Origin of the sequence: Luteimonas sp. TWI382 (assembly GCF_039674545.1) — a bacterium.
In the GTDB taxonomy this organism is placed as follows: Bacteria; Pseudomonadota; Gammaproteobacteria; order Xanthomonadales; family Xanthomonadaceae; genus Luteimonas.
On the sequence record NZ_JBDJNS010000004.1, the window covers coordinates 129,683 to 153,652 of the forward strand.

The 23,970-nt window shown below is 68.3% G+C and carries 16 protein-coding genes; 8 read left to right on the forward strand and 8 right to left on the reverse strand.

Going from position 1 to position 23,970, the window contains the following annotated elements:
* Positions 1-10 precede the first annotated feature (10 nt).
* Positions 11-1,645 (reverse strand): TldD/PmbA family protein, encoded by a 1,635-nt coding sequence (locus ABE505_RS04300; protein ID WP_346443753.1) that lies wholly within the window; start codon positions 1,643-1,645, stop codon positions 11-13.
* A 280-nt stretch (positions 1,646-1,925) separates the two neighbouring features.
* Between ABE505_RS04300 and ABE505_RS04305 the strand changes: the two genes are divergently transcribed.
* The gene (locus ABE505_RS04305; RefSeq protein WP_346443755.1) at positions 1,926-2,483 is read left to right on the forward strand and encodes a hypothetical protein; all 558 of its coding nucleotides are present in this window, start codon (positions 1,926-1,928) and stop codon (positions 2,481-2,483) included.
* A gap of 55 nt (positions 2,484-2,538) precedes the next feature.
* On the opposite strand, the gene ABE505_RS04310 is transcribed toward ABE505_RS04305, so the two are convergent.
* Positions 2,539-4,170, reverse strand: coding sequence for a TldD/PmbA family protein (locus ABE505_RS04310; RefSeq protein ID WP_346443756.1), 1,632 nt, complete (start codon positions 4,168-4,170; stop codon positions 2,539-2,541).
* Positions 4,171-4,424: 254 nt separating this feature from the next.
* On the opposite strand from ABE505_RS04310, the gene ABE505_RS04315 reads away from it, so the two are divergent.
* Positions 4,425-6,236, forward strand: coding sequence for a DUF885 domain-containing protein (locus ABE505_RS04315; protein ID WP_346443757.1), 1,812 nt, complete (start codon positions 4,425-4,427; stop codon positions 6,234-6,236).
* A gap of 153 nt (positions 6,237-6,389) precedes the next feature.
* Here ABE505_RS04315 and ABE505_RS04320 read toward each other — a convergent pair whose 3' ends face one another.
* Positions 6,390-7,466: a substrate-binding domain-containing protein gene (locus ABE505_RS04320; RefSeq protein WP_346443758.1), complete on the reverse strand. Its 1,077-nt coding sequence runs from the start codon at positions 7,464-7,466 to the stop codon at positions 6,390-6,392.
* Between the two features lie 179 nt (positions 7,467-7,645).
* Here ABE505_RS04320 and ABE505_RS04325 point away from each other — a divergent pair, with 179 nt between their 5' ends.
* The 4 genes from ABE505_RS04325 to ABE505_RS04340 are packed head-to-tail and all read left to right on the forward strand — an operon-like array spanning position 7,646 to position 12,851.
* Positions 7,646-9,331 carry an OFA family MFS transporter gene (locus ABE505_RS04325; RefSeq protein ID WP_346443760.1) on the forward strand — a complete coding sequence of 562 codons (1,686 nt, stop codon included), beginning with the start codon at positions 7,646-7,648 and terminating at the stop codon, positions 9,329-9,331.
* A 46-nt stretch (positions 9,332-9,377) separates the two neighbouring features.
* Positions 9,378-10,253, forward strand: a complete 876-nt coding sequence (gene fdhD, locus ABE505_RS04330; RefSeq protein ID WP_346443761.1) for a formate dehydrogenase accessory sulfurtransferase FdhD — start codon at positions 9,378-9,380, stop codon at positions 10,251-10,253.
* On the forward strand, positions 10,250-12,604 hold the full coding sequence (locus ABE505_RS04335) for an FdhF/YdeP family oxidoreductase (protein ID WP_346443763.1): 2,355 nt from the start codon (positions 10,250-10,252) through the stop codon (positions 12,602-12,604). The genes fdhD and ABE505_RS04335 overlap by 4 nt, the downstream gene beginning before the upstream one ends.
* Positions 12,594-12,851, forward strand: coding sequence for a hypothetical protein (locus ABE505_RS04340; protein ID WP_346443764.1), 258 nt, complete (start codon positions 12,594-12,596; stop codon positions 12,849-12,851). Before ABE505_RS04335 ends, ABE505_RS04340 begins: the two co-directional genes overlap by 11 nt.
* Positions 12,852-13,083: 232 nt before the next feature.
* On the opposite strand, the gene ABE505_RS04345 is transcribed toward ABE505_RS04340, so the two are convergent.
* Positions 13,084-15,255 carry a hypothetical protein gene (locus ABE505_RS04345; RefSeq protein ID WP_346443766.1) on the reverse strand — a complete coding sequence of 724 codons (2,172 nt, stop codon included), beginning with the start codon at positions 15,253-15,255 and terminating at the stop codon, positions 13,084-13,086.
* Positions 15,256-15,539: 284 nt separating this feature from the next.
* On the opposite strand from ABE505_RS04345, the gene ABE505_RS04350 reads away from it, so the two are divergent.
* Positions 15,540-15,770, forward strand: coding sequence for a hypothetical protein (locus ABE505_RS04350; RefSeq protein ID WP_346443767.1), 231 nt, complete (start codon positions 15,540-15,542; stop codon positions 15,768-15,770).
* A gap of 138 nt (positions 15,771-15,908) precedes the next feature.
* Here the strand turns inward: ABE505_RS04350 and ABE505_RS04355 are convergent, their stop codons facing one another.
* The 4 genes from ABE505_RS04355 to ABE505_RS04370 all read right to left on the reverse strand — a co-directional run bounded on the left by ABE505_RS04355 (position 15,909) and on the right by ABE505_RS04370 (position 22,276).
* A complete protein-coding gene (locus tag ABE505_RS04355) occupies positions 15,909-16,748 on the reverse strand; it encodes an aldose epimerase (protein WP_346443768.1) in 840 nt (279 codons plus the stop codon).
* Positions 16,738-17,796 (reverse strand): glycoside hydrolase family 43 protein, encoded by a 1,059-nt coding sequence (locus ABE505_RS04360; protein WP_346443769.1) that lies wholly within the window; start codon positions 17,794-17,796, stop codon positions 16,738-16,740. The genes ABE505_RS04355 and ABE505_RS04360 overlap by 11 nt, the downstream gene beginning before the upstream one ends.
* Positions 17,793-19,280: an MFS transporter gene (locus tag ABE505_RS04365; RefSeq protein ID WP_346443771.1), complete on the reverse strand. Its 1,488-nt coding sequence runs from the start codon at positions 19,278-19,280 to the stop codon at positions 17,793-17,795. Before ABE505_RS04365 ends, ABE505_RS04360 begins: the two co-directional genes overlap by 4 nt.
* 122 nt (positions 19,281-19,402) lie before the next feature.
* Positions 19,403-22,276: a TonB-dependent receptor gene (locus tag ABE505_RS04370; RefSeq protein WP_346443773.1), complete on the reverse strand. Its 2,874-nt coding sequence runs from the start codon at positions 22,274-22,276 to the stop codon at positions 19,403-19,405.
* Between the two features lie 388 nt (positions 22,277-22,664).
* Here ABE505_RS04370 and ABE505_RS04375 point away from each other — a divergent pair, with 388 nt between their 5' ends.
* The gene (locus tag ABE505_RS04375; RefSeq protein WP_346443774.1) at positions 22,665-23,963 is read left to right on the forward strand and encodes an MFS transporter; all 1,299 of its coding nucleotides are present in this window, start codon (positions 22,665-22,667) and stop codon (positions 23,961-23,963) included.
* Positions 23,964-23,970 lie beyond the last annotated feature (7 nt).

Here is a 23,970-nt window from a genome sequence, read left to right on the forward strand (position 1 = left end):
TCGGGACTCCTTAGCCGAGCGAACGCGCGGTGTTGATGACGTTGATGCCGTTGAAGCGTGCGGTCGCCGAGCCGTGCGAGACCGCCGAGACCTGGCTGGGCTGGCCCTTGCCGTCGAAGAACGAGCCGCCGAGGCGGTAATCGCGCTCGTCGCAGACCGCGACGCAGGCGTTCCAGAACTCCGGCGTGCGGATCTGGTAGGCGACGTCCTCGATCATGCCGGCAATCTTGCCGTTGCGGATCTCGTAGAACAGCTGGCCGCCGAACTGGGCGTTGTAGCGCTGCTGGTCGATCGAGAACGACCCATCGCCGACAATGTAGATGCCGTTCTCCACGTCGCCGATCATCTGCTCCACGCTCAGCGGCGTGCGGCCGGCGGCCAGCGAGACGTTGGGCATGCGCTGGAACTGCACGCTCGACCAGGCGTCGGCGTAGCTGCAGCCGTCGGACTCGGTCTTGCCCAGGATGTGCGCCTGGTCGCGCGTGGCCTGGTAATCGACCAACTTGCCGGCGTCGATCAGGTTCCAGCGCTTGGTCGCCACGCCTTCGTCGTCGTAGGCCACCGCGCCCAGGCTCCCGGGCTGGGTCTTGTCGGCGAACACGGTCACCTGGTCGCTGCCGTACTGGAAGCGCTGCTCGCGCTTGTCGAGCGTGGCGAAGCTGGTGCCGGCGTAGTTGGCCTCGTAGCCGAGCACGCGGTCGAGCTCGAGCGGGTGGCCGATCGACTCGTGGATGGTCAGCCAGGTGTGCGAGGGGTCGAGCACGAGGTCGTAGCGACCAGGCTTGACCGATGGCGCACGCAGCTTCTCCTGCGCCTGGCGCGCCGCGGCGATCGCATCCTCGCGCATGTCGTAGGAGGTGCTGTAATTGACCACGCCATTGGGCGAGACGATCTTGCCTGCGGCGGCCCCGTCGAGGTACTCGAAGCCCATGCCCATCGGCGCCGACAGGCCCTCGCGGGTGCGGAACTTGCCGCTGGCCTTGTCGATCGCGGTCACCGTCATCGGCGCCCAGATCCGGTGCACGTCCTGGTCGATGTACGAGCCATCGGTGCTGGCGAAGTACTTCTGCTCGTTGACCAGGAACAGCGTGGAATTCACGAAGCTCGCGCCGGCCGACAGCGCCGCGGCGTTGACGCCCAGCAGCAGGTCCACCTTGTCCTTGACCGGCACCTCCATGCCGTTGCGGGCGATCGGGGTGCGCCAGGCGACCTCGCCCACGCCCTTGACCGGCGCCAGCTGCACCGGCGCGGTCTGCACCTTGGCGTTGGCCAGCGCGATCGCGACGGCCTGGCGCGCGGCCTCGGCCACGCCCTGCTCGGTCAGCGTGTTGGTCGCGGCGAAGCCCCAGGCCCCGCCGGCGACGACGCGCACGCCCACGCCGGTCGACTCGGTGCTGACCACGTTCTGGACCTTGTCCTCGCGGGTCATCACGAACTGGCGCAGGTAACGGCCCACACGCACGTCGCAGTAGCTTGCGCCCGCGGCGGTCGCTGCATTCAGGCCGGCATCGGCCAACCGCTTCTTGACGCCCACATCGAGCGCGGACAGCAGTTGCTCGGCGGCAATCACCTTGCCGAAGACGGCGGGCAGCAACAAGCCGCCCGCGCCGACACCAGCGAGGGCGAGGAAATCGCGTCTATGCACAGCAGCTCTCCCGAAAAGCGAGGGTCCGCGGCGGGTGCGGACGTTGGCGATGAGATGGCGACGCGTCCCCTACGCGCCGTCCGGATTGATGACATGCCACGCCGGCCGCGTCCAGTGACGAATGGCACAGACCCGCCAGCGGATTCGGATCCGGCGCGCCGGCGACTCGGTGGTCACGCAGGCCGAACCCAGCACACGACCGATGCCCGCGGCGGGCAGCCACGGCGACCCTGCACGCCCGCATCCGCGACCGGGTGCATCGACATCAGGAGACACCGCAATGCCACTGACCCCGACCCAAGCGAGCGCGGCCGTCGCCGCCCTGCTCGACGCGAGCGCCGAGCTGTTCTACGGCGGCGACCGGCCGACCGTGTTCGGCGAGGCGATGGTGCCGATCGTGATCGAAGTGCCGGGCGCCCAGCCCAATGGCAACCTGGCGCCGGCGCCCGGCGGCTACGGCATCGAGGCCAGCCAGGGCCTGCTCGGCCTGGACGACGACGTCGCGATCAAGTTCGCACTCGCCCACGAAGCCGGACACGGCATGAGCGAACGCATCCTCGCCGACATCGGCCTGCACGGGATCAGCGGGCCGGCCACCGAGGTCATCGCCGATCTCGCTTCCGCCTACCTGCTGACGCGGATCGGACACGGCTGGCCCGAGGTCCTGACCAGCGCACGGGCCTGGCAACAGAACGGGATCTTCGACGAACACGCCAGCGGCGACCACCCCGCCGGTGCCGACCGCGTCCGTCATGTCGAGACGCTTGCGCACGCGATGGCCGGGCAGCCGCCGCCGTCGTTCGGCGCGGCCGCGCTCGCGATCTGCCAGTCGCTGTAGCGGCCCGGCGTCGGGCGATGCAGACCCCGCATCGCCCCGACGCCCCCGCTCGCCGCTACAGCGAGCGTGCGGTGTTGATCACGTTGATGCCGTCGAAGCGCGTCGTCGCCGCGCCGTGCGACACCGCCGAGACCTGGCCGGGCTGGCCCTTGCCGTCGAAGAACGACCCGCCCAGGCGATAGTCGCGTTCATCGCAGATCGCGCTGCAGGCGTTCCAGAACTCCGGCGTGCGGATCTGGTAGGCGGCGTCCTCGACCATGCCGGCGATCTCGCCATTGCGGATCTCGTAATACAGCTGGCCGCCGAACTGGGCGTTGTAGCGCTGCTGGTCGATCGAGTATGAGCCGCGCCCGTGGATGTAGAGGCCACGCTCGACGCCGGCGATCATCTCGCGCACTGTCAGCGGCGACCTGCCCGGCGACAGTGAGACGTTGGGCATGCGCTGGAACTGCACGCTCGACCAGGCATCGGCATAGCTGCAGCCATCGGATTCGGTCTTGCCCAACAGATGCGCCTGGTCGCGTGTGGCTTGGTAGTCGACCAGGATGCCGTCCTTGACCAGGTCCCATTGCTTGCAGCGCACGCCTTCGTCGTCGTAGCCGACCGCGCCCAGGCTCCCGGGCTGGGTCTTGTCGGCGACGAAGTTCACGATCTCGCTGCCCCAGCGGTAGCCCGCATCGCGCTTGTCGAGCGTGGCGAAGCTGGTGCCGGCGTAGTTGGCCTCGTAGCCGAGCACGCGGTCGAGCTCCAGCGGGTGGCCGACGTTCTCGTGGATGGTCAGAAACAGGTTCGACGGATCGAGCACGAGGTCGTAGCGGCCGGGCTGGACCGAGGGCGCACGCAGTTTCTCGCGGGCCTGCCGAGCGGCGGCGATCGCGTCTTCGCGCATGTCGTAGGCGCGGCCGTAGGCGACCACGCCGCCCGGCAGGTCGAAGCGCTGCGCCGGGTCCGGCGTGAGGTATTCGTAGCCCAGCCCCATCGGCGCCGACAGGCCGTCACGGGTGCGGAACTTGCCGCTGGCCTTGTCGATCGCGGTCACCGTGAACGGCGCCCAGATCCGGTGCACGTCCTGGTCGATGTAGGACCCATCGGTGCTGGCGAAGTACTTCTGCTCGTTGACCAGGAACAGCCGCGAGCCGACGAAGTCGGCACCGGCGGCGATCGCGGCGGCATTGACGTCGAGCAGCAGCGCGACCTTGTCCTCGACCGGCACGGCCATGCCGTTGCGCGCGATCGGCGTGCGCCAGGCGACCTCGCCTACGCCCGCAACCGGTGCCAGCTGCACCGGCGTCGTCTGGATGCGGGCATTGGCCTTGGCGATCGCCACCGCCTGGCGCGCGGCCGCGGAAATACTGTCGGGGTCAAGGGCATTGGTCGCCGCGAACCCCCAGGCGCCGTCGGCAAGCACGCGGATGCCCGCGCCGATCGACTCCTCGTTGACCACGTTTTCCACCCGCGCCTCGCGGGTCATCACGTACTGGCGCAGGTAGCGACCGATGCGCACGTCGCAGTAGCCGGCGCCGCCATCGCGCGCGGCCTGCAAGGCGACATCGGCAAGCCGCTTCTTGAAGGCCGGATCGAGCGCGTGCGTCAGTTCCTCGGCCGCGATCGCCCGGCCGATGCCGCCGGGCAACAGCAGGCCGCCCAGCCCGATCCCGCCCAGGGCCATGAAGTCACGACGCCGCATTGCACTCTCCCCCGCGGCGATGGCCGCACAGCGCCTGATTCTTCTGCGCGCAGCGCTGACGCGTCAAATCAACCCCAAAACCGGGGTCAGAGTGCATTTCTTGCCACGTGACTCACACAAGGCCGCGCGACTTGCGAAAAATGCACTCTGCCCCCGGTTTTGGGGCAGTGCGCCGAGCCGACACGATCGGCACATGCGGCGCGGTGGCGGCGCCTCTATGCTTGCGCGCTGTCTCCATGCCTGGAAGTTGCCGCATGCGTCGTTCCCTGCTCGCCGTTGCCGTGCTCACCGCCGCCCTTGCCGGCTGCAACCGGGAGGCGCCGAGTGCCCCCGCCAACGCGCAGGACGGCGCAGTTGCCACGGCGCCCTCGCCCGCCGACGCGGCGTTCGCCGAACTGTCGAAGCGCTACCTCGACGAGGTGATGGCGCTGTCGCCGGTGTCGGCCACGCAGATCGGCGACCACCGTTTCGATGCCGAGGTCGACGATCTGTCGGCGGCGGGTCGGCAAGCGGCCCTGGACTTCAATCGCCGCTACCTGGCCGAGCTCGGCGCGATCGACGTCGACAAGCTCTCGCGCGAGAACCACGTGGACGCGCTGATCCTGCGCAACCAGCTCGAATACGGCATCTGGGACACCGAGGTCATGCAGAGCTGGGCCTGGGATCCGCAGACCTACAGCGGACTGGCCGGTGGCGCGATCTACGGATTGATGGCACGCGAGTTCGCGCCGATGCCCGAGCGCCTGAAGTCGGCGACGCAGCGCATGGAGAAGATCCCGGCGATCCTCGCCCAGGCGCGCGAGAACCTGGATCCGGCGCGGGTGCCGCCGACCCACGCGCGCACGGTCGCGGCGCAGAACAAAGGCGTCCTGGCGCTGATCGAGACGTTCATTACGCCCAATGCCGACCAGTTGCAGGGACAGGATCGCGCGCGTCTGGATGCGGCGGTCGAGACGCTGCGCGCCGCGGTCGAGGAACACCAGACCTGGCTCGATGGCACGCTGGTGCCCAATGCCAAGGGCGAGTTCCGCATTGGCGCGGAGAAGTACGACCAGAAGCTCAAGTTCGCGCTCAACTCTTCGCTCTCGCGCCAGGACATCCGCCAGCGTGCCGAAGCCGAGCTGGCCCGCATCCGCGACGAGATGTATGCCGTCGCGCAGACGGTGCTCGAAGGCCGCGACGGCGCGCCCGAGACGCCCGCGCAGCCGACCGAAGACCAGCGCCAGGCGGCGATCGAGGCGGCGATGGAAGTCGCCTATGCCGATCGCCCCGGCCGCGACGAGGTGGTCGAGTACGCCCGCCACACGCTGGACGTGGCCACCGAGTTCGTCCGCAAGCACGACCTGGTGACGGTGCCCAACGACCCGGTCAAGATCATCCTGATGCCGGAGTTCCAGCGCGGCGTCGCGGCGGCGTATTGCGATTCGCCCGGTCCGCTCGACAAGGGCCTGGACACCTACTACGCGATCTCGCCGATTCCCGAAGACTGGAACGACGCCCAAGTCGATTCGTTCCTGCGCGAGTACAACAAGCACATGCTGCATGTGCTGACGATCCACGAAGCGATGCCCGGCCACTACCTGGAAGGCGCGCATTCGGTGAATCACCCCTCGACGCTGCGCGCTGTGTTCCGCTCCGGGCCGTTCGCCGAAGGCTGGGCGGTGTACACCGAGCGGATGATGGCCGACGCCGGCTACGCCGACAGCGACCCGCTGTTTCGACTGATGCAACTCAAGTTCTATGCGCGCGCGGTCGCCAACGCGATCCTCGACCAAGGCATCCACGTCGACAACTGGACCAAGGAGCAGGCGCTGGACCTGATGGTGCGCCAGACGTTCCAGCAGCAGAGCGAGGCCGAGGGCAAGTGGACGCGCGCGCAGCTGTCGTCGACCCAGTTGGCGACCTACTTCGTCGGCGCGCAGGAGCACTTCGACGCCCGCAAGGCGGCCGAGGCCGCACGCGGCGAGGCGTTCAACCTCAAGCAGTACCACGACGACATGCTCGCCCAGGGCGCACCGCCGGTCCGCTTCGCGCGCCAGCTGATGCTCAACGAAGACATCCAGTAACCCGCAAAACCGGGGTCAGAGTGCAATTTCGAATGCAGGATCGACATGCAGCGCGATCCCTCGAAATTGCACTCTGACCCCATTTTCTAGACCCCATTTCTATTGACCCCATTTTTTTATTGCACTCTGACCCCTGTTTTCAGACCCCGATGTTCAGGGGCGGGCGGCGGCGAAGGCCTCGGGCAGGGTCTGCACCTGGCCGCAGCGGCTCGGGTCGTAGCCGGGCAACAGGCCGAGTTCGCGGCCGAAGCCGTCGCTGCGCAGCAGGGCGAGCAGCCCGCGCAGGCGGCCGGACTCGAGTACGTCGTTGTGGCACAGGAAGAAGTAGTGCTCGGTGACCAACGGGTGGAAGTCCAGCCCGTAGCGCCGCGCCGGGGGCTCGAGCGCGAAGCCGACATCGGCCAGGCCGCTGGCGACGTACGCAGCGACCGCGGCATGGGTCAGTTCCTCGACGTCGCAGGCGCGGATGCGGTCGAAGGCGATGCCGTGATTGGCCAGCATCGTCTCGAACAGCAGCCGCGTACCCGAGCCGGGCTGGCGGTGGATCACACGGATGTCGGGACGCTCCAGGTCCTGCAGCGTGCCGATGCCCAGCGGGTTGCCGGCCGCCAGCACCAAGCCCTGGCGCCGCATCGCCAGGTGGATCACCCGATCGGCGTCGAGGTCGAGGCGCGGACGGTAGTGCGCGAACAACGGCGCCTCGAGCATGCCGATCGGCAGGTGCAGGCCGGCGATGTCGCAGGCGCCGGTCCGTAGCGCGGTCAGCGCGTCGTCCGGGCTGCGGTATTTGAGGTCCAGCGCCACGTCCGCTGCCGCCATTTCACGGCGCAGCGTCTCCACGCCGAAGCCGTGCGAGGCGTGCACGCGCAGCGGCCGCGCATGTGCGCCCACGGTGCGCTCCAGTTCGGCCTCCAGTTCGGTCGCCAGGCTGTCGAGCAGCGGCGACAGGCGCGCGGCGATGCGGCTGTCGGCCCAGACCAGGCGCTCGCCGATCGCCGTCAGCGACGCCCCTCGCCCCCGGCTCATCCGCAGCAGCGGTTGCCCGAATACCGCTTGGGCGTCCTGCAACCGTCCCCAGGCGTAGCGATAGGAGACGCCGGCCTGGCGGGCCGCCGCCGCGAGCGAGCCGGTCGCCCGGACGGCCAGCAGCAGCTCGACCAACTGCGACGATAGCGCGACACCGTCGGTGTTCTCGAGTGTCCACTGCGGTCGGATCCGGACCTTGTACATCGCGACTCCCGCCCGCGCAGGCGGGCCATATAGGCTCTTGGAAGCCGATTATTAGACCAATGGCGCTTCACTGACAGCCCCGATGCGGCTACCGTTGCGACACTTTGTCGCAGCCAATATGCATTTCACAGCATATTTGCCGGCGGCGCCGCATCCGGCTGACCGATTCGGGAGGATCCATGGCCAACAGCACCTCAGTTCCGCTTCCTGCCGCCGCGGCGCCATCGGGCGGCCTGCTGTCGAAGGAACGCATCATTGCCAGACCCGGCTTCAACCGCTGGCTGGTCCCGCCGGCCGCGCTGGCGATCCACCTGTGCATCGGCATGGCCTACGGCTTCAGCGTGTTCTGGCTGCCGCTGTCGATGGCCGTGGGCATCCATGCGCCGGTCGCCTGCGGGCCGGAGATGGGCTTCTTCGCACGCATCACCTCGGCCAGCTGCGACTGGCAGATCAGCGAACTGCAGTGGATGTACACGCTGTTCTTCGTGCTGCTGGGCTGCTCGGCCGCGATCTGGGGCGGCTGGCTCGAACGCGTCGGCCCGCGCAAGGCCGGTTTCGTGGCCGCGCTGTGCTGGTGCGGTGGCTTGCTGATCTCCGCGCTGGGCGTCCACCTGCATCAGATCTGGATGCTGTGGCTGGGCTCGGGCGTGATCGGCGGCGTCGGGCTGGGCCTGGGCTATATCTCCCCGGTGTCGACGCTGATCAAGTGGTTCCCCGACCGCCGCGGCATGGCGACCGGCATGGCGATCATGGGCTTCGGCGGCGGCGCGCTGATCGGCAGTCCGCTGGCCGACATGCTGATGCGCCACTTCGCGACCCCGACCTCGGTCGGCGTCAAGGAGACCTTCCTGGTGATGGCGGTGGTCTATTTCGTCTTCATGATGGCCGGCGCCTTCGGCTACCGCGTGCCGCCGACCGGCTGGAAACCCAAGGGCTGGACGCCACCGCCGGCGTCGAACAACGCGATGATCACCCAGGGCCACGTGCACGTGAAAAAGGTCTGGGGCATTCCGCAGTTCTGGCTGGTGTGGGCGGTGCTGTGCCTGAACGTCTCGGCGGGCATCGGCGTGCTGGGACTGGCCTCGCCGATGCTGCAGGAGATGTTCGGCGGCCGGCTGATCGGCGTCGACGCCGGCTTCGGCGACCTCACCGCCGAGCAACTGTCGGCGATCGCCGCGATCGCGGCCGGCTTCGTCGGCATGCTGAGCCTGGCCAATATCGTCGGCCGGTTCTTCTGGGCGTCGATGTCCGACAAGTTCGGCCGCAAGCTCACCTACTCGATCTTCTTCGTGCTCGGCATCGCGCTGTACGCCGCCGCACCCACCCTCGGCAACGCCGGCTCGATCGCACTGTTCGTCATCGCGTTCTGCGTGATCCTGTCGATGTACGGCGGCGGTTTCGCCACCGTGCCGGCGTACCTGGCCGATCTGTTCGGCACCCAGCACGTCGGCGCGATCCACGGCCGTCTGCTCACCGCATGGGCGGCGGCCGGCATCCTCGGCCCGCTGGTGATCGGCTACATGCGCGAGTACCAGCTCGGCCTGGGCATGCCGCCCTCGCAGGTCTACAACACCACGATGTACATCCTGGCCGGCATGCTGGCGCTGGGCCTGGTGTGCAACCTGCTGGTGCGCCCGGTGAACGCGAAGCACTTCATGACGCCCGAGGAACTGGCGCACGAGAAGCAGCTGGCGCACGAGAAGGTCGACGCCAGCGGCAAGTCGCTGATCTCCCAGGAGGACATGGACCGTATCGGTGCGGGCGGCAACCCGCTGCTGGTCGCGTTCTGCTGGGCCGCGGTCGGTATTCCGCTCGCCTTCGGCATCTGGAAGACGCTGGAGAAGGCACTGGTGCTGTTCTCCTGATCCCTCGCCGGCGGGCGCGCATGCGCCCGCCCTCACCTCGAGCGCCATGACCCAGCCCTCCGATCCCGATCTGCCTCAAGGCGCCGTGCTGCGTCCGGTCGAACGCTGGCGTGGCGGCGCGGGGCGCCAGCTCGACGACGCCATCGCCGAGGAAGTCCCGGTGGCGTTCGTCTACAACGATGCGCCGTTCGCGGTGATGATGGCCACGCCAGCCGATCTGGAGGATTTCGCGCGCGGCTTCGCCTTGAGCGAAGGCATCGTCGAACATCCCGACGATGTCGCGATCGAGCGTATCGAGCACCTGCTCGAGGGCATCGAGATCCGCCTGCGCATTCCAGACGCGCGCGCCGAGGCGCTGGCCGCGCGCCGGCGCAGCATGAGCGGCCGCAGTGGCTGCGGCGTCTGCGGCAGCGAACTGCTGGAAGCCGCGCTGCGCGTGCCGCCACCGGTCGCGGCCGATGTCCGCATCGAGGTCCATGCGCTGCAACGCGCACTGCAGCAGTTGCGCGACAGCCAGTCGATCAATGCACTGACCGGCGCCACCCATGCCGCCGGATGGGCCGCGACCGACGGCACCCTGCTGCTGGTGCGCGAGGACATCGGCCGGCACAACGCGCTCGACAAGTTGATCGGCGCACTGCATGGCGCCGGTCTTGCGCTGGACGCGGGCTTTCTGGTGGTCACCAGCCGCGCCAGTTACGAAATGGCGATGAAGGCCGCCAGCGCGGGCATCGCGCTGATGGCCGCGATTTCCGCTCCCACTGCGCTGGCGATCTCACTCGCCCAGCACGCCGACCTCACCCTGATCGGCTTCGCCCGCGACGACGGGCACGCCGTCTACACCCACGCGCAACGGCTGCTGCCCGAGTCGGCCCCGTCGCCGCCCGCAGCCCCGCGCCCCGGCAGGAGTTCCACGCCATGAGCAAGCATCCGATCCGCAAGTACGACGCCCCCGCCGGTGGCTGGGGCGCCCTGAAGAGCGTCGCCAAGGCGCTGATGGACCAGAACATCGCGGTCGACGGCGCCAAGACGCTGCTGCGCGCCAACCAGCCCGATGGCTTCGACTGTCCCGGCTGCGCCTGGCCCGATCGCGACCACACCTCGACGTTCGAGTTCTGCGAGAACGGCGCCAAGGCCGTCGCGGCCGAAGCCACCAAGTTCCGCGCCGGGCCCGACCTGTTCGCGCGTTACAGCGTCGCCGAACTGCGCAGCTACAGCGACCACTGGCTCGAGGGTCAGGGCCGGCTGACCACGCCGATGCGCTACGACGCGGCCACCGACCATTACGTGCCAGTGAGCTGGGACGAGGCCTTCGCGCTGATCGCCCGCCACCTCAATGCCCTGCCCTCACCCGACGAGGCGATCTTCTACACCTCCGGGCGCACCTCCAACGAGGCCGCGTTCCTCTACCAATTGTTCGTGCGCGAGTACGGCACCAACAACTTTCCCGACTGCTCGAACATGTGCCACGAGTCGTCGGGCACGGCGCTCAAGAAGCAGATCGGCGTGGGCAAGGGCACGGTGTCGCTGCACGACTTCGAGCTGGCCGATGCGATCTTCATCTTCGGCCAGAACCCGGGCACCAACCATCCGCGCATGCTCGGCGAACTGCGCGAGGCGGCGCGGCGCGGTTGCGCGATCGCCTCGTTCAACCCGCTGCGCGAGCGCGGCCTGGAACGCTTCGCCGATCCGCAGGACAAGGTCGCGATGCTGACCAACGGCTCGACGCAGATCTCGTCGGACTACTTCCAGCTCAAGATCGGCGGCGATCTGGCGGCGATCAAGGGCATGATCAAGCACGTGCTCGAGCGCGACGTCGAGGTCACCGGCCAGGGCGGCGACTCGCTGCTCGACCAGGCCTTCATCGCCGAACACACCTCCGGCTTCGACGCGTTCGCCGCCGACGTGATGGCCGAACCCTGGGAGATCATCATCGAGGAATCGGGCCTCGACGAAGCGCAGATCCGCCGCGCCGGCGAGCTGTACCTCAAGTCCGAGCGGGTCATCGCCTGCTGGGGCATGGGCATCACCCAGCACAAGCATTCGGTCGCGACGATCAACATGCTGACCAACCTGCTGCTGCTGCGCGGCAACCTCGGGCGCCCCGGTGCCGGCGCCTGCCCGGTGCGCGGCCACAGCAACGTGCAGGGCGACCGCACGATGATGATCTACGAAAAGCCGCCCGCCGCCTTCCTCGACCGGCTGCGCGACGTGTTCGGCTTCGAGCCGCCGCGCGAGGATGGATACGACACCGTGGGCGCGATCGAGGCGATGATCGACGGCCGCGCGAAGGTGTTCTTCGGCATGGGCGGCAACTTCGCGATCGCGACCCCCGACACCGAGGCCACTGCACGCGGACTGCGCAACTGCGCGCTGACCGTCAACGTCACCACCAAGCTCAACCGCACCCACCTCACCCACGGCCGCGAGGCGCTGATCCTGCCGTGCCTGGGCCGGACCGAGATCGACATCCAGGCCCGCGGCGCGCAAGGCGTGACCGTCGAGGACTCGATGAGCATGGTGCACCTGTCGTCGGGCATCAATCCGCCGGCCTCCGACACCCTGCTGTCGGAGCCGGCGATCGTCGCCCACCTGGCCCACGCCACGCTCGGCGAACGCAGCCGGGTGCCGTGGCTGGCGCTGATCGAGGACTACGACCGCATCCGCGACCTGATCGCCCGCACCTTCGACGATTTCCACGACTTCAACGCCCGGGTCCGCGTGCCCGGCGGCTTCCGGCTGTCGAACACCGCGCGCGACCGCCGCTGGCTCACCGAGACCGGGAAGGCCCACTTCGTGCCGGCCCGGGTGCCGACCGACAATCCGATCCACCGCGCGCGCCGCATGCATGGCGACCGGCCGGTGTTCACGCTGGCGACCACCCGCTCGCACGACCAGTACAACACCACCGTCTACGGGCTGGACGACCGCTACCGCGGCGTGTTCGGCGAGCGCCGCGTACTGTTCATCGCCGCCGAGGACATCGCCGCGCTCGGCATGCGCGCCGGCGACTGGGTGGACCTGGAAAGCCTCAGCGAGGACGGCGTGCGCCGGCAGGCCAAGCGCTTCCTGCTGGTCGAGTACGCGATTCCGCGTGGCTGCCTGGCCGCCTACTACCCCGAGACCAATCCGCTGGTGCCGCTGTCGAGCTACGCCGACGAATCGCGCACCCCGACATCGAAGTCGGTGCCGGTGATCGTCACCCCGCACGTGCCCGACACCGACGCCGCGGCCCCGCGCCAGCGCGACATCCCCGCTGCCGTTGTCCGCTGACACCGCCCTGCTCGAGGCGCTGCTGCACGCACTCGCCGACGCGCCCGACGGGGTCTCGCTGCCGCGGCTGTGCAAGCGCCTGGGGCTGCGCATGAGCGTGCTGCTGCGCATGCTGGCCTACCTGGGCGAGGACACGATCGGCGGCACCCAGGGCCTGGGCTGGGTCCGCACCGTCGATGACGGCGCGCGGACCCTGGCGATGCTGACCGACACGGGCCGCCAGGCGCTGGAACGCAGCGACGGCTGATCCACGCCGCGCCGCGGGCAGACGCCACCACGCGATGCACCACCTCCCCCGCACCGCGGACGATGCACCACCTCCCCCGCACCGCGGGGGAGGTCGGCCCGCGCCCGCGGGCCGGGTGGGGGCACGGGCCTGCCCAGAAGACCACCTCCCCGACAGACCCGCCGCCCCCCGCGAGCGGCCACTTGCCCTCGATCGGCTTGCCCCCGGCTCACCCCGTCGCGCGAACGTGCGCCTACTGACAGCCCGCGGGCGCCGCAGCGACGATCGCGGCGAACCCCGGTGTCGCCGGCGACACGTACGGCGTCAGCCCACCCTTGCCGGCGGTCGCGAACACGTAGCGCGCCAGGTCCATGTCGGCTGGCAACCAGTTGTCTTCCAACAGGGCCAGCGAGCGCGCATCGTAGAGCGCCAGCATGTCCGGGACCGCGCCGACCGAGCGGGTCAGGTCGCCCGGCACGCCGTGCGCCTGGCAGTGGGCGTCCGCGTACCGGACCACGCTGCCTTCCACCCGCAGCCCCGAGGTGTCGCGCACGTCGCGCAGCAGCGCGGCGATCCAGTCGTCGAGGTCGTCGCCCTTGCTGTTGACACTGTTGTTGAGCAGCAGGTTGTCCTCGAACGCCAGGCGCCCGCCCACGCGCACGCTCAGCACGTCCTTGCGATAGCCGTAGAACACGTTATTGAACAGGTGCGAGCGCCCGCGTCGCAGCAGCGGCACCCGGCGCAGTCCGTTGTAGGCGCTGGCCCCGAACACGTCGTCGGTGGTCACGTACAGGTTGTTGTGCACGGTGCTGGTGATCTGCGCGTCGATCGTATGGCTGTCGCTCGCACCGTGCAGCGCGGCCCGCTTGACGTTGTGCAGCCGGTTGAACGACACGGTGATGTCGTACGCACCGACCTTGACGTCGTAGGCCGAATCGCCGGTGTTCTCGAACGTGTTCTGGTGGATCCAGATGTCGTGCGAGGCGCCGGTCGAGCGCACCATGTCCGGGTCGAGGTTGTGGTCCTCGGTATGGCCGACACCGACGAAGCGGTTGTTGGTGACGATCACGTTGCGCGTGCTGTGCGTGGGACTGCCCCTGCTGTCGGCGCCGATCTTGAAGCCGCTGAAGATGAAGCGCGCGTTTGCGCCGCGGCCGTCGATCGTGGTGTTGGAGCGCACCATCGGCAGCTTGAGCGCATCGAGGCTCGAATCGTTGAGCCGCGCGCTGAAGAACGTGTCCTCGCACGCGGCGGCCTGCACGCCGCGGTTGCTGCACCACAGCCGGTGATCGCGGCACTCGGCGGCGCTGGCATTGCCCAGCGCCGTGCGCACCTTCGGGTCTTCGCAGCCGTTGCGGTACATGCCGATCTCCGTGGGCGCAGCGAAATCGACTTTGTCGAAGACGATCCAGGTCGGCGTGTCGGTCCCGATCGCCTCGAGGATCTGCTGTTCGGGCGATACCGCGCCGCTGTTGCTGATCACGACCAGGGTGCTGCCGCCGGTCGGCGCGTAGCCGCCGGTGGTGCGATACCCGAAGCCGACCGGGCTGCCCAGCGAATCGGCCAGGCACTGGACGATCGCCTGATCGCTGGTCAGCACCGGCGACTGCCGCCAGTTCATCGATGGGGTCTCCAGCAGTTGCCGGCAGGCCGCCGCAATCCCGCTTCCCGGTCCGCCACCGCCGCCGCTGCCCGGCGCGACCGTCACCGCGACCGGCGCTGACTCGTAAGCGGTGCCGCTGCCGTCGAGCACGCGGACCCAATAGTGATAAGTGCCCGGAGCCAGGCCCGCATCCGCATAGCTGCCGCCGACCACATGGTCGGCCACGAGCGTGCGTCCGGCTGGATTCGCGTCAGCGTCGCGGTACACCTGCTGCCGTGTCGGCGTGCCGCTGCCGACCGACCAGGCCAGCTGCGCGGTCGTGCCCGACGCGGTCGCCGACAGGCTCACCGTCCACGGTGTGCCCGGCGGGTTGGCGGGCCCGCCATTGGCATAGGTCTCGAACTCGGCCACCGTCGGTGTGCCGTTGGCGCTGAGGATTTCGAAGTTGAGCTTGCGCAGCGAAACCGGTGCGAATGCGATCGTGCCCGCCCCATTGCCGGTCGCCAGCACCTGCCCAGTGCCGTTGTCGACCAAGCGCCAGGCACTGATGCGTCCCTGCTGACCGACCGCCTCCCGGATCACCGCCGCGTCCACGGTTCGCGGCTCATTCCACTTGACCGAGATCCGGCCGGTGGCCCCGCTCGGCGACCACCACGTGCCAGGATCGCCATCGATGGCGTTGCCGTAGCTCGTTCCGCCGCCCTTGCGCGAGCCGTCGGCGCTCGCGCCCAGGCTCAGATTGGGTCCTACCTGGCCCTGGACGCCGCCCACGGCGCACATGCCCAGCGCCACCGCCAACAGCCACTGCCTTGTCGCGCGCATCTCCGTCACCTCCTGCGAAAGGGGGCAAGCCCCGGAATTCGATCCACGAAACCGGATGCCGACGGGGGGACCTGAAGTATGCACACCAGAGCGCGAAATGACCACCGGGAGACAATCAATCGAATCAATGTCTTGCGGACATCTCGCCGGGACCTGTGGCGCATGCCCCCAGGCCGTAGCGCAGCCATTGCGACGCGACAGCCGATCGCGCGCTTGCAGGTCACGGCCGGCTCACGGCACAGCCGCGACGCTTGCGCGGTCGTAATCAACCACGGAGATCGACGATGGGTATATTCAGATGGCTGGCGCTCGGCGCCGCAGGGGCGGTCGCCTACAACGCCTGGCAGAAACGCCAGGCCGCCGCCGGCACGTCGGCGTCGGGGGCGCTCGACGATGGCAGGATCACACCGCCGCATGGCGATGCGATCACGGTCGGCGGGCCCGATCGCGAAGTGCCGGATGCGCCGTCCACGCGCCCTGCGCATTCGAGCCGGAGCTTCGGCGAAGAAGATTGAGTCGGATCGGCCATCTCGTCGCATTGCCTCCACCGGCATTGCGATGCGACGGCCTGTCGTTACCGCGACCTCGCGTCTGCGCGGTCGCCACGTCCAGTCACGCGTGGCAGGACGTACCGACAGCCCTGCCACCGACGATCATTCCCATGCCAGCTCGAACCACCGCGTCAGCCGTTCGCCGGGCGCCAGTCGGCGCGGTGCGAGGTTGAAGGCATCGGGCGGACCGCTTTGCGGCTCGACGCAGGTGGCATGCGGGGCGGCGTCGTACACGACCCGGTGGTCGCAGTCCGAACGCAGCCGTAGCCGTTGATCGCCGCGATGCAACACGATGTCATCGCCTCCGGGAAAGCAATCATCCCAGGGGCTGGGCGCTACAGGCGCGAGCGGCAGCGTCGCGATGCCGTCGTCGTCGCGCGGATAGACCTGCGCCGGCGCGAAGGCCACGCGTTCGGGTTTGCGGAACCAGGGATGCCAGCCGATCTCGGCTGGCATCGCGTGCTCGCCAGCGGCGAGCGACAGTGTCAGCATGATCCGCCCCGGTGCGACCTCGATCCGCTGCGCCGCGGTACCGCCGAATGGCCAATCCGCGTCGAGCGGCAGCGCCAGCGACAGCGCGACCGCATCACACGTCTGTGCCTCGACCTGCCACGGCAGCGCGAAGCCAAAGCCGTGGATCGCATGCGCACCGAAGTTCGCCGGCAGCACGTACTGCCGGCCATCGAACCGGAACCTGCCGCGGCGAATCCGGCCGACCCACGGCAGCATCGGATAGCAGCCCCAGGCGATCGTCGCCGGCAAGACGTCTTCGGGGCCGACCAGTTGCGCGACGCCGTCGTGCACGATCTGCGCGATGCGCCCGCCCGCGTCCGGCGCGACGACGATCTGGGTCGCACCGCTGCCGATGCGCAGCACCGACCCCGGCGGCAGCGGCGCGGTCGCATCGTCCCGGGCGCGCGGACGCTCGCTCTCAGCCGCCATAGGGCGCGATCGTGCGGATGCGGCCCTGTGCGTCGTGTTGCAGTTCGGTGACCTTGACGTCGCGCAGGTGGGTCACGCCGCCCGAACGCAACGCATCGTGGTAGTACAGCCACCAGCGCCCCTCGAACTCGACGATCGAGTGCTGCGTCGTCCAGCCCACGACCGGCTCGAGCAGCACGCCCTGATGGACGAACGGCCCATAGGGGCTGTCGCCGACCGCGTAGCACAGCAGGTGCGTGTTGCCGGTCGAGTACGACAGGTAGTAGCGACCGCCGTGGCGATGCAGCCAGGGGCCTTCGAAGAAGCGACGCGCGTGGTCGTCGGCGCGCAGCGGCCGGCCGTCCGCGTCGAGGATCGCCACCTCGCGCGTGGGCTCGGCGAGCACGCGCATGTCGGCGCGCAGCCGCGCCACGCGCGGCCCCAAAGCAGGCGCCGCACCGGTCGGTTCCTCATGGGCCGCATCGAAGACGTCGTCGCGATACTTCTGCAACTGCCCACCCCAGATCCCGCCGAAGTACAGATACTGCTCGCCATCGTCGTCGGCGAACACCGCCGGATCGATCGAGTACGTGCCGGCGATCGGTTCGGGATCGGGCACGAACGGGCCTTCCGGCCGGTCGCCGACCGCCACGCCGATGCGGAACAGGCCGTCGGCGCGCTTGGCCGGGAAGTAGAAGTAGTAGCGGCCATCGCGACAAGCGGCATCGGGTGCCCACATCTGCCGCGCCGCCCACGGCACGTCGCGCACATGCAGTGCGCGACCGCAGTCCACGGCCTCGCCGCCGGGATGGTCCTGGCGCAGCACGTGGTAATCCTCCATGCCGAAATGCCCGCCCTCGTCGTCGAAGGGCGCGCCGGCATCGATGTCGTGCGAGGGATAGATGTAGAGCTTGCCCTCGAACACGTGCGCCGATGGATCGGCGGTATGGATATGGGTCACCAGCGGCGACGAAATCGCCCGGTCGGCCAGCGCCTGCAGGTCCGGCGCGGGCGCCGCATCGGCGTTCGGCGCGCCGGACTGGGATGCGCCCTGGGCGGGCGCGGTCATGCCGCCGCTCCGGCAGCGCGCGCACGACGCGCACCGAGCTCGTGTTCGATCCGGGTTTCCATCGGTTTGTCGATCTCGTAGAGGAACAGCAGGGCCACGCCTGCCAGGAACGGCAACGAGCAGTACACGCTCACCGCCAGCCGGATGCCGTCGATCGCGGCCATCGGTTGCGCACTTGCGCCGGCCTCGTAGCCATAGCGCGCCAGCACCGCGGCCACCAACGCGCCGCCGATACTCAGGCCGACCTTCAGGCCGCACAGCATCGCCGAGAAGATGATCGCGGTCGCGCGGCGATCGTTCTTCCATTCCGACCAGTCGGCGACGTCGGCGATCATCGCCCACAACAGCGGGATGGTGATGCCGTAGAAGAAGCCGTGCAGGATCTGCGAGCCGAACACCAGACCGATCGCATCGGGTGGGTAGAGATAGAACGCCAGCAGGAACACGGTGGAGACCGTCAGCGCGCCGCCGAACACATTGCGCTTGCCGAAGCGGTTGGCCAGCGGACGCGACAGCCCGATCCCGAGGATCATGCAGAGGATGCCGCCGGCATTGAACAGGCTGAAGGCCGAGGTCGGCGCGTCCTCCGGCCACAGGAAGCCGGCCATGCCCGCACCGGTCAGCAAGCCGTTGAGACCGCCGATCGCGCGTTCGAAGCCGGTGCGCTCCAGGAAGCCCGCCAACGCCGTGGGTTCGAGGTAATACTGGAAGTAGTAGATGGTCATGCCGCCCTTGAGGGCGAGCGCGACGAACACCAGGATCGTCAACAGCAGCATCACCTGCCACGGCCGGTTGCGGGCCAGGTCGACCAGGTCCTGGCGCACGCCCGACGACTGCGCGGGCGTCGGCACGATGCGCTCGCGGGTGGTCGCGAAGGTGATCAGAAAGAACACCGTGCCCACGACCGCAAACAGCGTCATCACGCTCTCGAAGCCGCGCACCCGGTCGCCATCGCCCAGGATCAGCACCAGCGGCAGCAACAGCACCTGGATCACGAACTGGGCGATCATCACCGCCACGAAGCGGTACGCCGACAGGCTGTTGCGCTGGGCCATGTTGCCGGTCAGCACGCCGCTGAGCGCGGCGTAAGGCAGATTGTTGGCACCGTAGACCAGCACCAGCAGCGTATAGGTCACCAGCGCATAGGCCACCTTGCCGCCCTCACCCAGGTCGGGCGTACTGAAGGCCAGCAGCGACAGCGCGCCGAATGGCACCGCCGTCCACAGGATCCACGGCCGGAACTTGCCCCAGCGCGTGCGTGTCCGGTCGGCCAGCAGGCCGATCATCGGCGTGAACACGAACGCGCCCAGCAACCCGACGACGAAGATGATCGTCGCCGCGGTCGCCGCCGGCAACGCATAGACATCGGTGTAGAAGAACGCCAGATAGGTGATCAGCGTCTGGAAGATCAGGTTCGCGGCGAGGTCGCCGAGGCTGTAGCCGATCTTCTCCCTGACCGAGAGGATCTGCGATGTGTCGCTCATTGGTTCGGTCTTCCCCACTGCCCCCCCCCGACGGCACCGGCGCGGTGCCCGCATCGCGACATCGGGTTGCCTGCGCACCGGCGTCGGGGAGGACGACGCCGGCGCGCAGGGCCCGCCCTGCGTCAGAACGTACCGCGGATACCGACGGTGAAGGTGGTGCCCGGATCGTAGAAATCGTTGACCGCATTCGGATAGGCGAAGTACGAACGCCGCTCCTCACCGGTGATATTGAGCACGTTGAAGGTCAACTGCGGCTCCGAGCGCACGCCCTTGAGCGTGTAGCTGGCCGACAGATCGAGCTGGCCGCGGTCCTCACCGTGGATCTGCGCGAACGGGATGCCCTGCTGGTTCGGCCCCGACCCCACCGCGGCTTCCGACCAGGTATACGACAGGCGCACCGAGGCGACCTCGTTCTCCCAGTAGGTGGTCGCATTCCACATCGACGGCGCCACGCCATAGACATTGCCCGACAGCGCGCGGGCATCATTGCCCAGCGCCTTGATGTCGAGCTTGGTGTAGTTGGCCATGAAGCCGAGCCCTTCGAGCACCACGCTCAGCGGCTGGACCCAGATCGCCTCCCAGCCGCGCACCTCGAGCTCGGCGTCGGCATTGACCTGCTGGTTGACGTTGACCGTGGCCACGTCGGGACCGCCGCGCGAGTTGATCGCCTGCTGCTGGGCATCGACCAACGTCTCGAACGGAATGCCGAGCTGGCGGAACGGCATCGTGGTCACGCCCTGGTAGGTGTAGCCCTCGATCCGCTTGTTGAACAGCGTCAGGCCCACAAAGCCCTCACCGCCTGTGTACCACTCGCCACCGATGTCGAAGTTGGTCGAGGTGTAGGGCGTGAGGTTGGGGTTGCCCTGGTTGGCGACCTGCGCCGAAATGTCGGTCAGCGTCGTGGCCGGCAGCATCGAGCTGGGGTTGGGCCGGGTCATGGTGCGCGATGCGGACGTGCGCAGCACCACGTTCGGCGCGACGTCCCAGGCCGCGCTCAACGACGGCAGCCACTCGGCGTAGTCGCCGGTCAGCGTCTGCCATTGCCGCACTTCGCCCAGCGTCACCGGCCCACTGATCTCCTGGTCGGTGGTCGCGTAGCGCACGCCCATGTTGAAGCGCAGGTTGCGGTTCCAGATCTCCGACTCGCCGTTGACCATCACGTAGGCGGCCTTCGTGGTCTCGTCGAAGCCGCCGGTGGCACCACCGGTATTGGGACCGGCGGTTTCGGGCGCGCGGTCGCGATACTGCGCGTAGTGGGTGTCGCGCATGAAGCGGTCGAAGTCCACCGTCACAAAGCCGCTCGGCCCGGGCAGGATGTAGTTCGCCAGTTGGGCGTCGCTGATCTGCGACAACGCATAGGGCTGCCAGTCGGCCCCCGTGTCGCCGAAGCCCTGGATGCGGCGCTGGTTGTTGTCCCAGGACAGCCCGACTGTCACATTGTTGCGGTCGTCGCCCAGTTGCAGGTCCGCACGCAGTCCGCGCGTCTCGGTCACGCGCTTCTCGTTCTGCGCCCACACGCGCCCGCCCTCCCACGTCCAGCCCAGGGCCGGATCGTTGAGATCGAGCGCGCTGTCCCAGGTCGGCAGGCCGCCGCCGTTGGCATACTGCAACGTCGTCAATGGCGAGTTGAAGCCGATCGTCGGCGAGTCGCGAAACATCCAACTGCGGCTCAGGTTGCCTTGCACGTCCAGCTTGACCGACTGGGTGTCGCCGAACCAGAAGGTCCCGCCCGGCGTCACGTGCCAGTACTGCACATCCTCGGTGTACGGGCGTGCTTCCATGAAGAACTGTGCATTGGCAAACGTGGCGCTGGTGACGACGTTGTTCGCGTCGAGCTGCATGTCCAGCGGGATGATGTTGCCGTTGCGACCGATCAGATTGATGTCGATGCGGTCGTTGGTGCGCTTGGCCTTGGTATAGAGCACATCGAGGTAGAGCTCGACATTGTCGCTGGGCCGCAACTGCACCGAGCCCAGGAATGCATCGCGGTCGCGATCGCCGCTCATGTGCACCGGTCGGCCCAGGCGCGGGATCAATGCCTCGCCGATCTGCTCGGGCGTCAGGCCGGGATTGTGCGCCCGCAGCCAGTCGGCATCGATGACCTGACCGGGCACCAGGCCGGCCGCAATGGTGGATGCGTTGCCGGGCACCACGTCGGGAATCCGCCAGCCGTTGCCGCCGGTCACGTTGCAGGGACTGCCCAGCGACGGGAAGCCGCCGGGGGCGCCGCCGTTGCCGCACTGCGCGTTGGTGAGGTTGGGATTGGTCCAGCCGATGGTCTCGTACCCTTCCACGCCCATTTTGCCGCGCTGCGAGGTCACGCCGGCGAGCACGCCGAACGTGCCGGCATCGTTGGTCCAGCTGCCGATCACCGTGCCGCGCGGACTGGTCTTCTCGCTGATGTCGTTGTAGTCGGCCTGCAGCGAGTACGTCAGCTGGCTGCCGTTGACGTCGAACGGCCGCATGTTGCGCATGTCGACCACGCCCGACGCGCCGCCTTCGGACAGGCGCGCGGTGGGCGACTTGTAGACCGTGAGCTGGTTGAAGAACTCGGTCGGGAAGATGTTCAGATCGACCTCGCGGTTCTGGTTGGTCGCATCCAGGCCGATCGACGCGGTCGCCACCGATGCGCCGTTGATCGTGGTCTTGGTGAAGCTGCTGGGCAGGCCGCGGATCGCGATGTTCAGCCCTTCGCCGTTGACGTCGCGATTGAGCTGGATGCCCGGAATGCGACTGAGCGATTCGGCGATGTTGGTATCGGGAAACTTGCCGATGTCCTCGGCGAAGATCGAATCGGTGAACCCGGTCGAATCGCGCTTGGCCTCGGTCGCGAACTGCAGACTCTGGCGATAGCCACGCACGACGACCGCATCGAGATCGGTGGCCGAAGGCGACGCCGGCGGCACGTCCTGCGCGAGCGCCTGGGCGCCCGCCGCCCCCAACAACGCCAGACCCAGCGCCCGCGACAACGCATTCTTCGAGACTTGCTTCTGCACCGTACTCCCCTCCCGTTTCTGGTGACCGGCACATGGCGCGCCCTGCGTCGCCCATGCCATGGCGTGATGTTCGTGCTGCCCCTGCCCGTCCGGACGACCATCCAGGACCGCGCTCGAAATGATGGTAGCGCTATCAAAATTGACACGCACGCTGCGCAGCAGCATGAACGCAGCACAGGTAGAAACCTCGGCATTTGACGGTCAATTCTTCGCTCTCGCCACTGTTGGATGCGAGTTGATGCAGTGCAGAACGCATTCGTCCACATGCTGTGATAATGATAGCGCTACCAATTCTTGACGACACGGACGACGCCTGGAGGGAGGCGATGGCACCGATTCGGGGAGCGCGGCCACATGCGGTCGCAAATGAGATTACCGGGGCACGTGGATGAGCGGCGCCGACCGGGCCGCATCCGCTACGCCGGCAGCGAAGATCGGCATGTACCGCTGGCGCGTCTGCGCAATGCTGCTGGCCGCCACGACCATCAACTACATCGACCGCCAGGTGCTCGGCGTACTCGCGCCATTCCTGCAAGAGGAGATCGGCTGGAGCGAGATGCAGTACGGTGCCATCGTCACCGCGTTCCAGGCGGCCTACGCGATCGGGCTGCTGTGCGCCGGCGCCATCATCGACCGGCTGGGCACCAAGGCCGGCTACGCGATCGCGATCTGCGTATGGAGCATCGCGGCGATGAGCCATTCGCTGGCCGCGAGTGTGGCCGGTTTCGTGGTCGCGCGCTTCCTGCTGGGCCTGGGCGAGGCCGGCAACTTCCCGGCCGCGATCAAGACGGTCGCCGAGTGGTTTCCGCGGCGCGAACGCGCGTTCGCGACCGGCATCTTCAACTCCGGCTCCAACATCGGCGCGATCGTGGCCCCGCTGTTGGTGCCGGTCGTGGCGGTGACCTGGGGCTGGCAGGCGGCGTTCCTGTTCACCGGCGCGCTCAGTGCCGCCTGGCTGGCCGTCTGGCTGCTGACCTATCGCACCCCCGAGCAACAACCTGCGCTGTCGCCGGCCGAACTGGCGCACATTCGCAGCGATCCGCCCGAGCCGGCAACGAAGGTGCCCTGGCGGCACATCCTGCGCCATCGCCAGGCCTGGGCCTTCGTCGCTGCCAAGTTCATCACCGATCCGATCTGGTGGTTCTTCCTGTTCTGGCTGCCGAAGTTCCTCAACGCCGAGTACGGTCTGACTCTGCTGGCGCTGGGATTGCCGCTGGTGGCGATCTTCCTGCTGGCCGACGTGGGCAGCATCCTCGGCGGTTGGTTGGCTGGACGCTTCCTGCGCCTGGGCTGGAGCGTCAATCGTGCGCGCAAGGGGGCCATGCTGGTCTGCGCGCTGTGCGTGGTGCCGATCATGTTCGCCGCCCAGGCCGACAACCTGTGGTTGGCGGTGGCGCTGATCGGCCTGGCCACCGCCGGCCACCAGGGCTGGTCCGCGAACGTGTTCACGCTGACCTCGGACATGTTTCCGCGCCATGCGGTGGCCTCGGTCGTGGGCATCGGCGGCTTTGCCGGTGCGATCGGCGGCATGATGATCGCCACGTTCACCGGCTGGCTGCTGCAGACCACCGGCAGCTACCTGCCGGTGTTCCTGATGGCCGGTTCGGCCTATCTATTGGCGCTGTTGGTCGTACACCTGCTCGCCCCGCGCCTGGAACCGGCGCAATTGGACGGCCGGCGTGCCTGATGCTGCA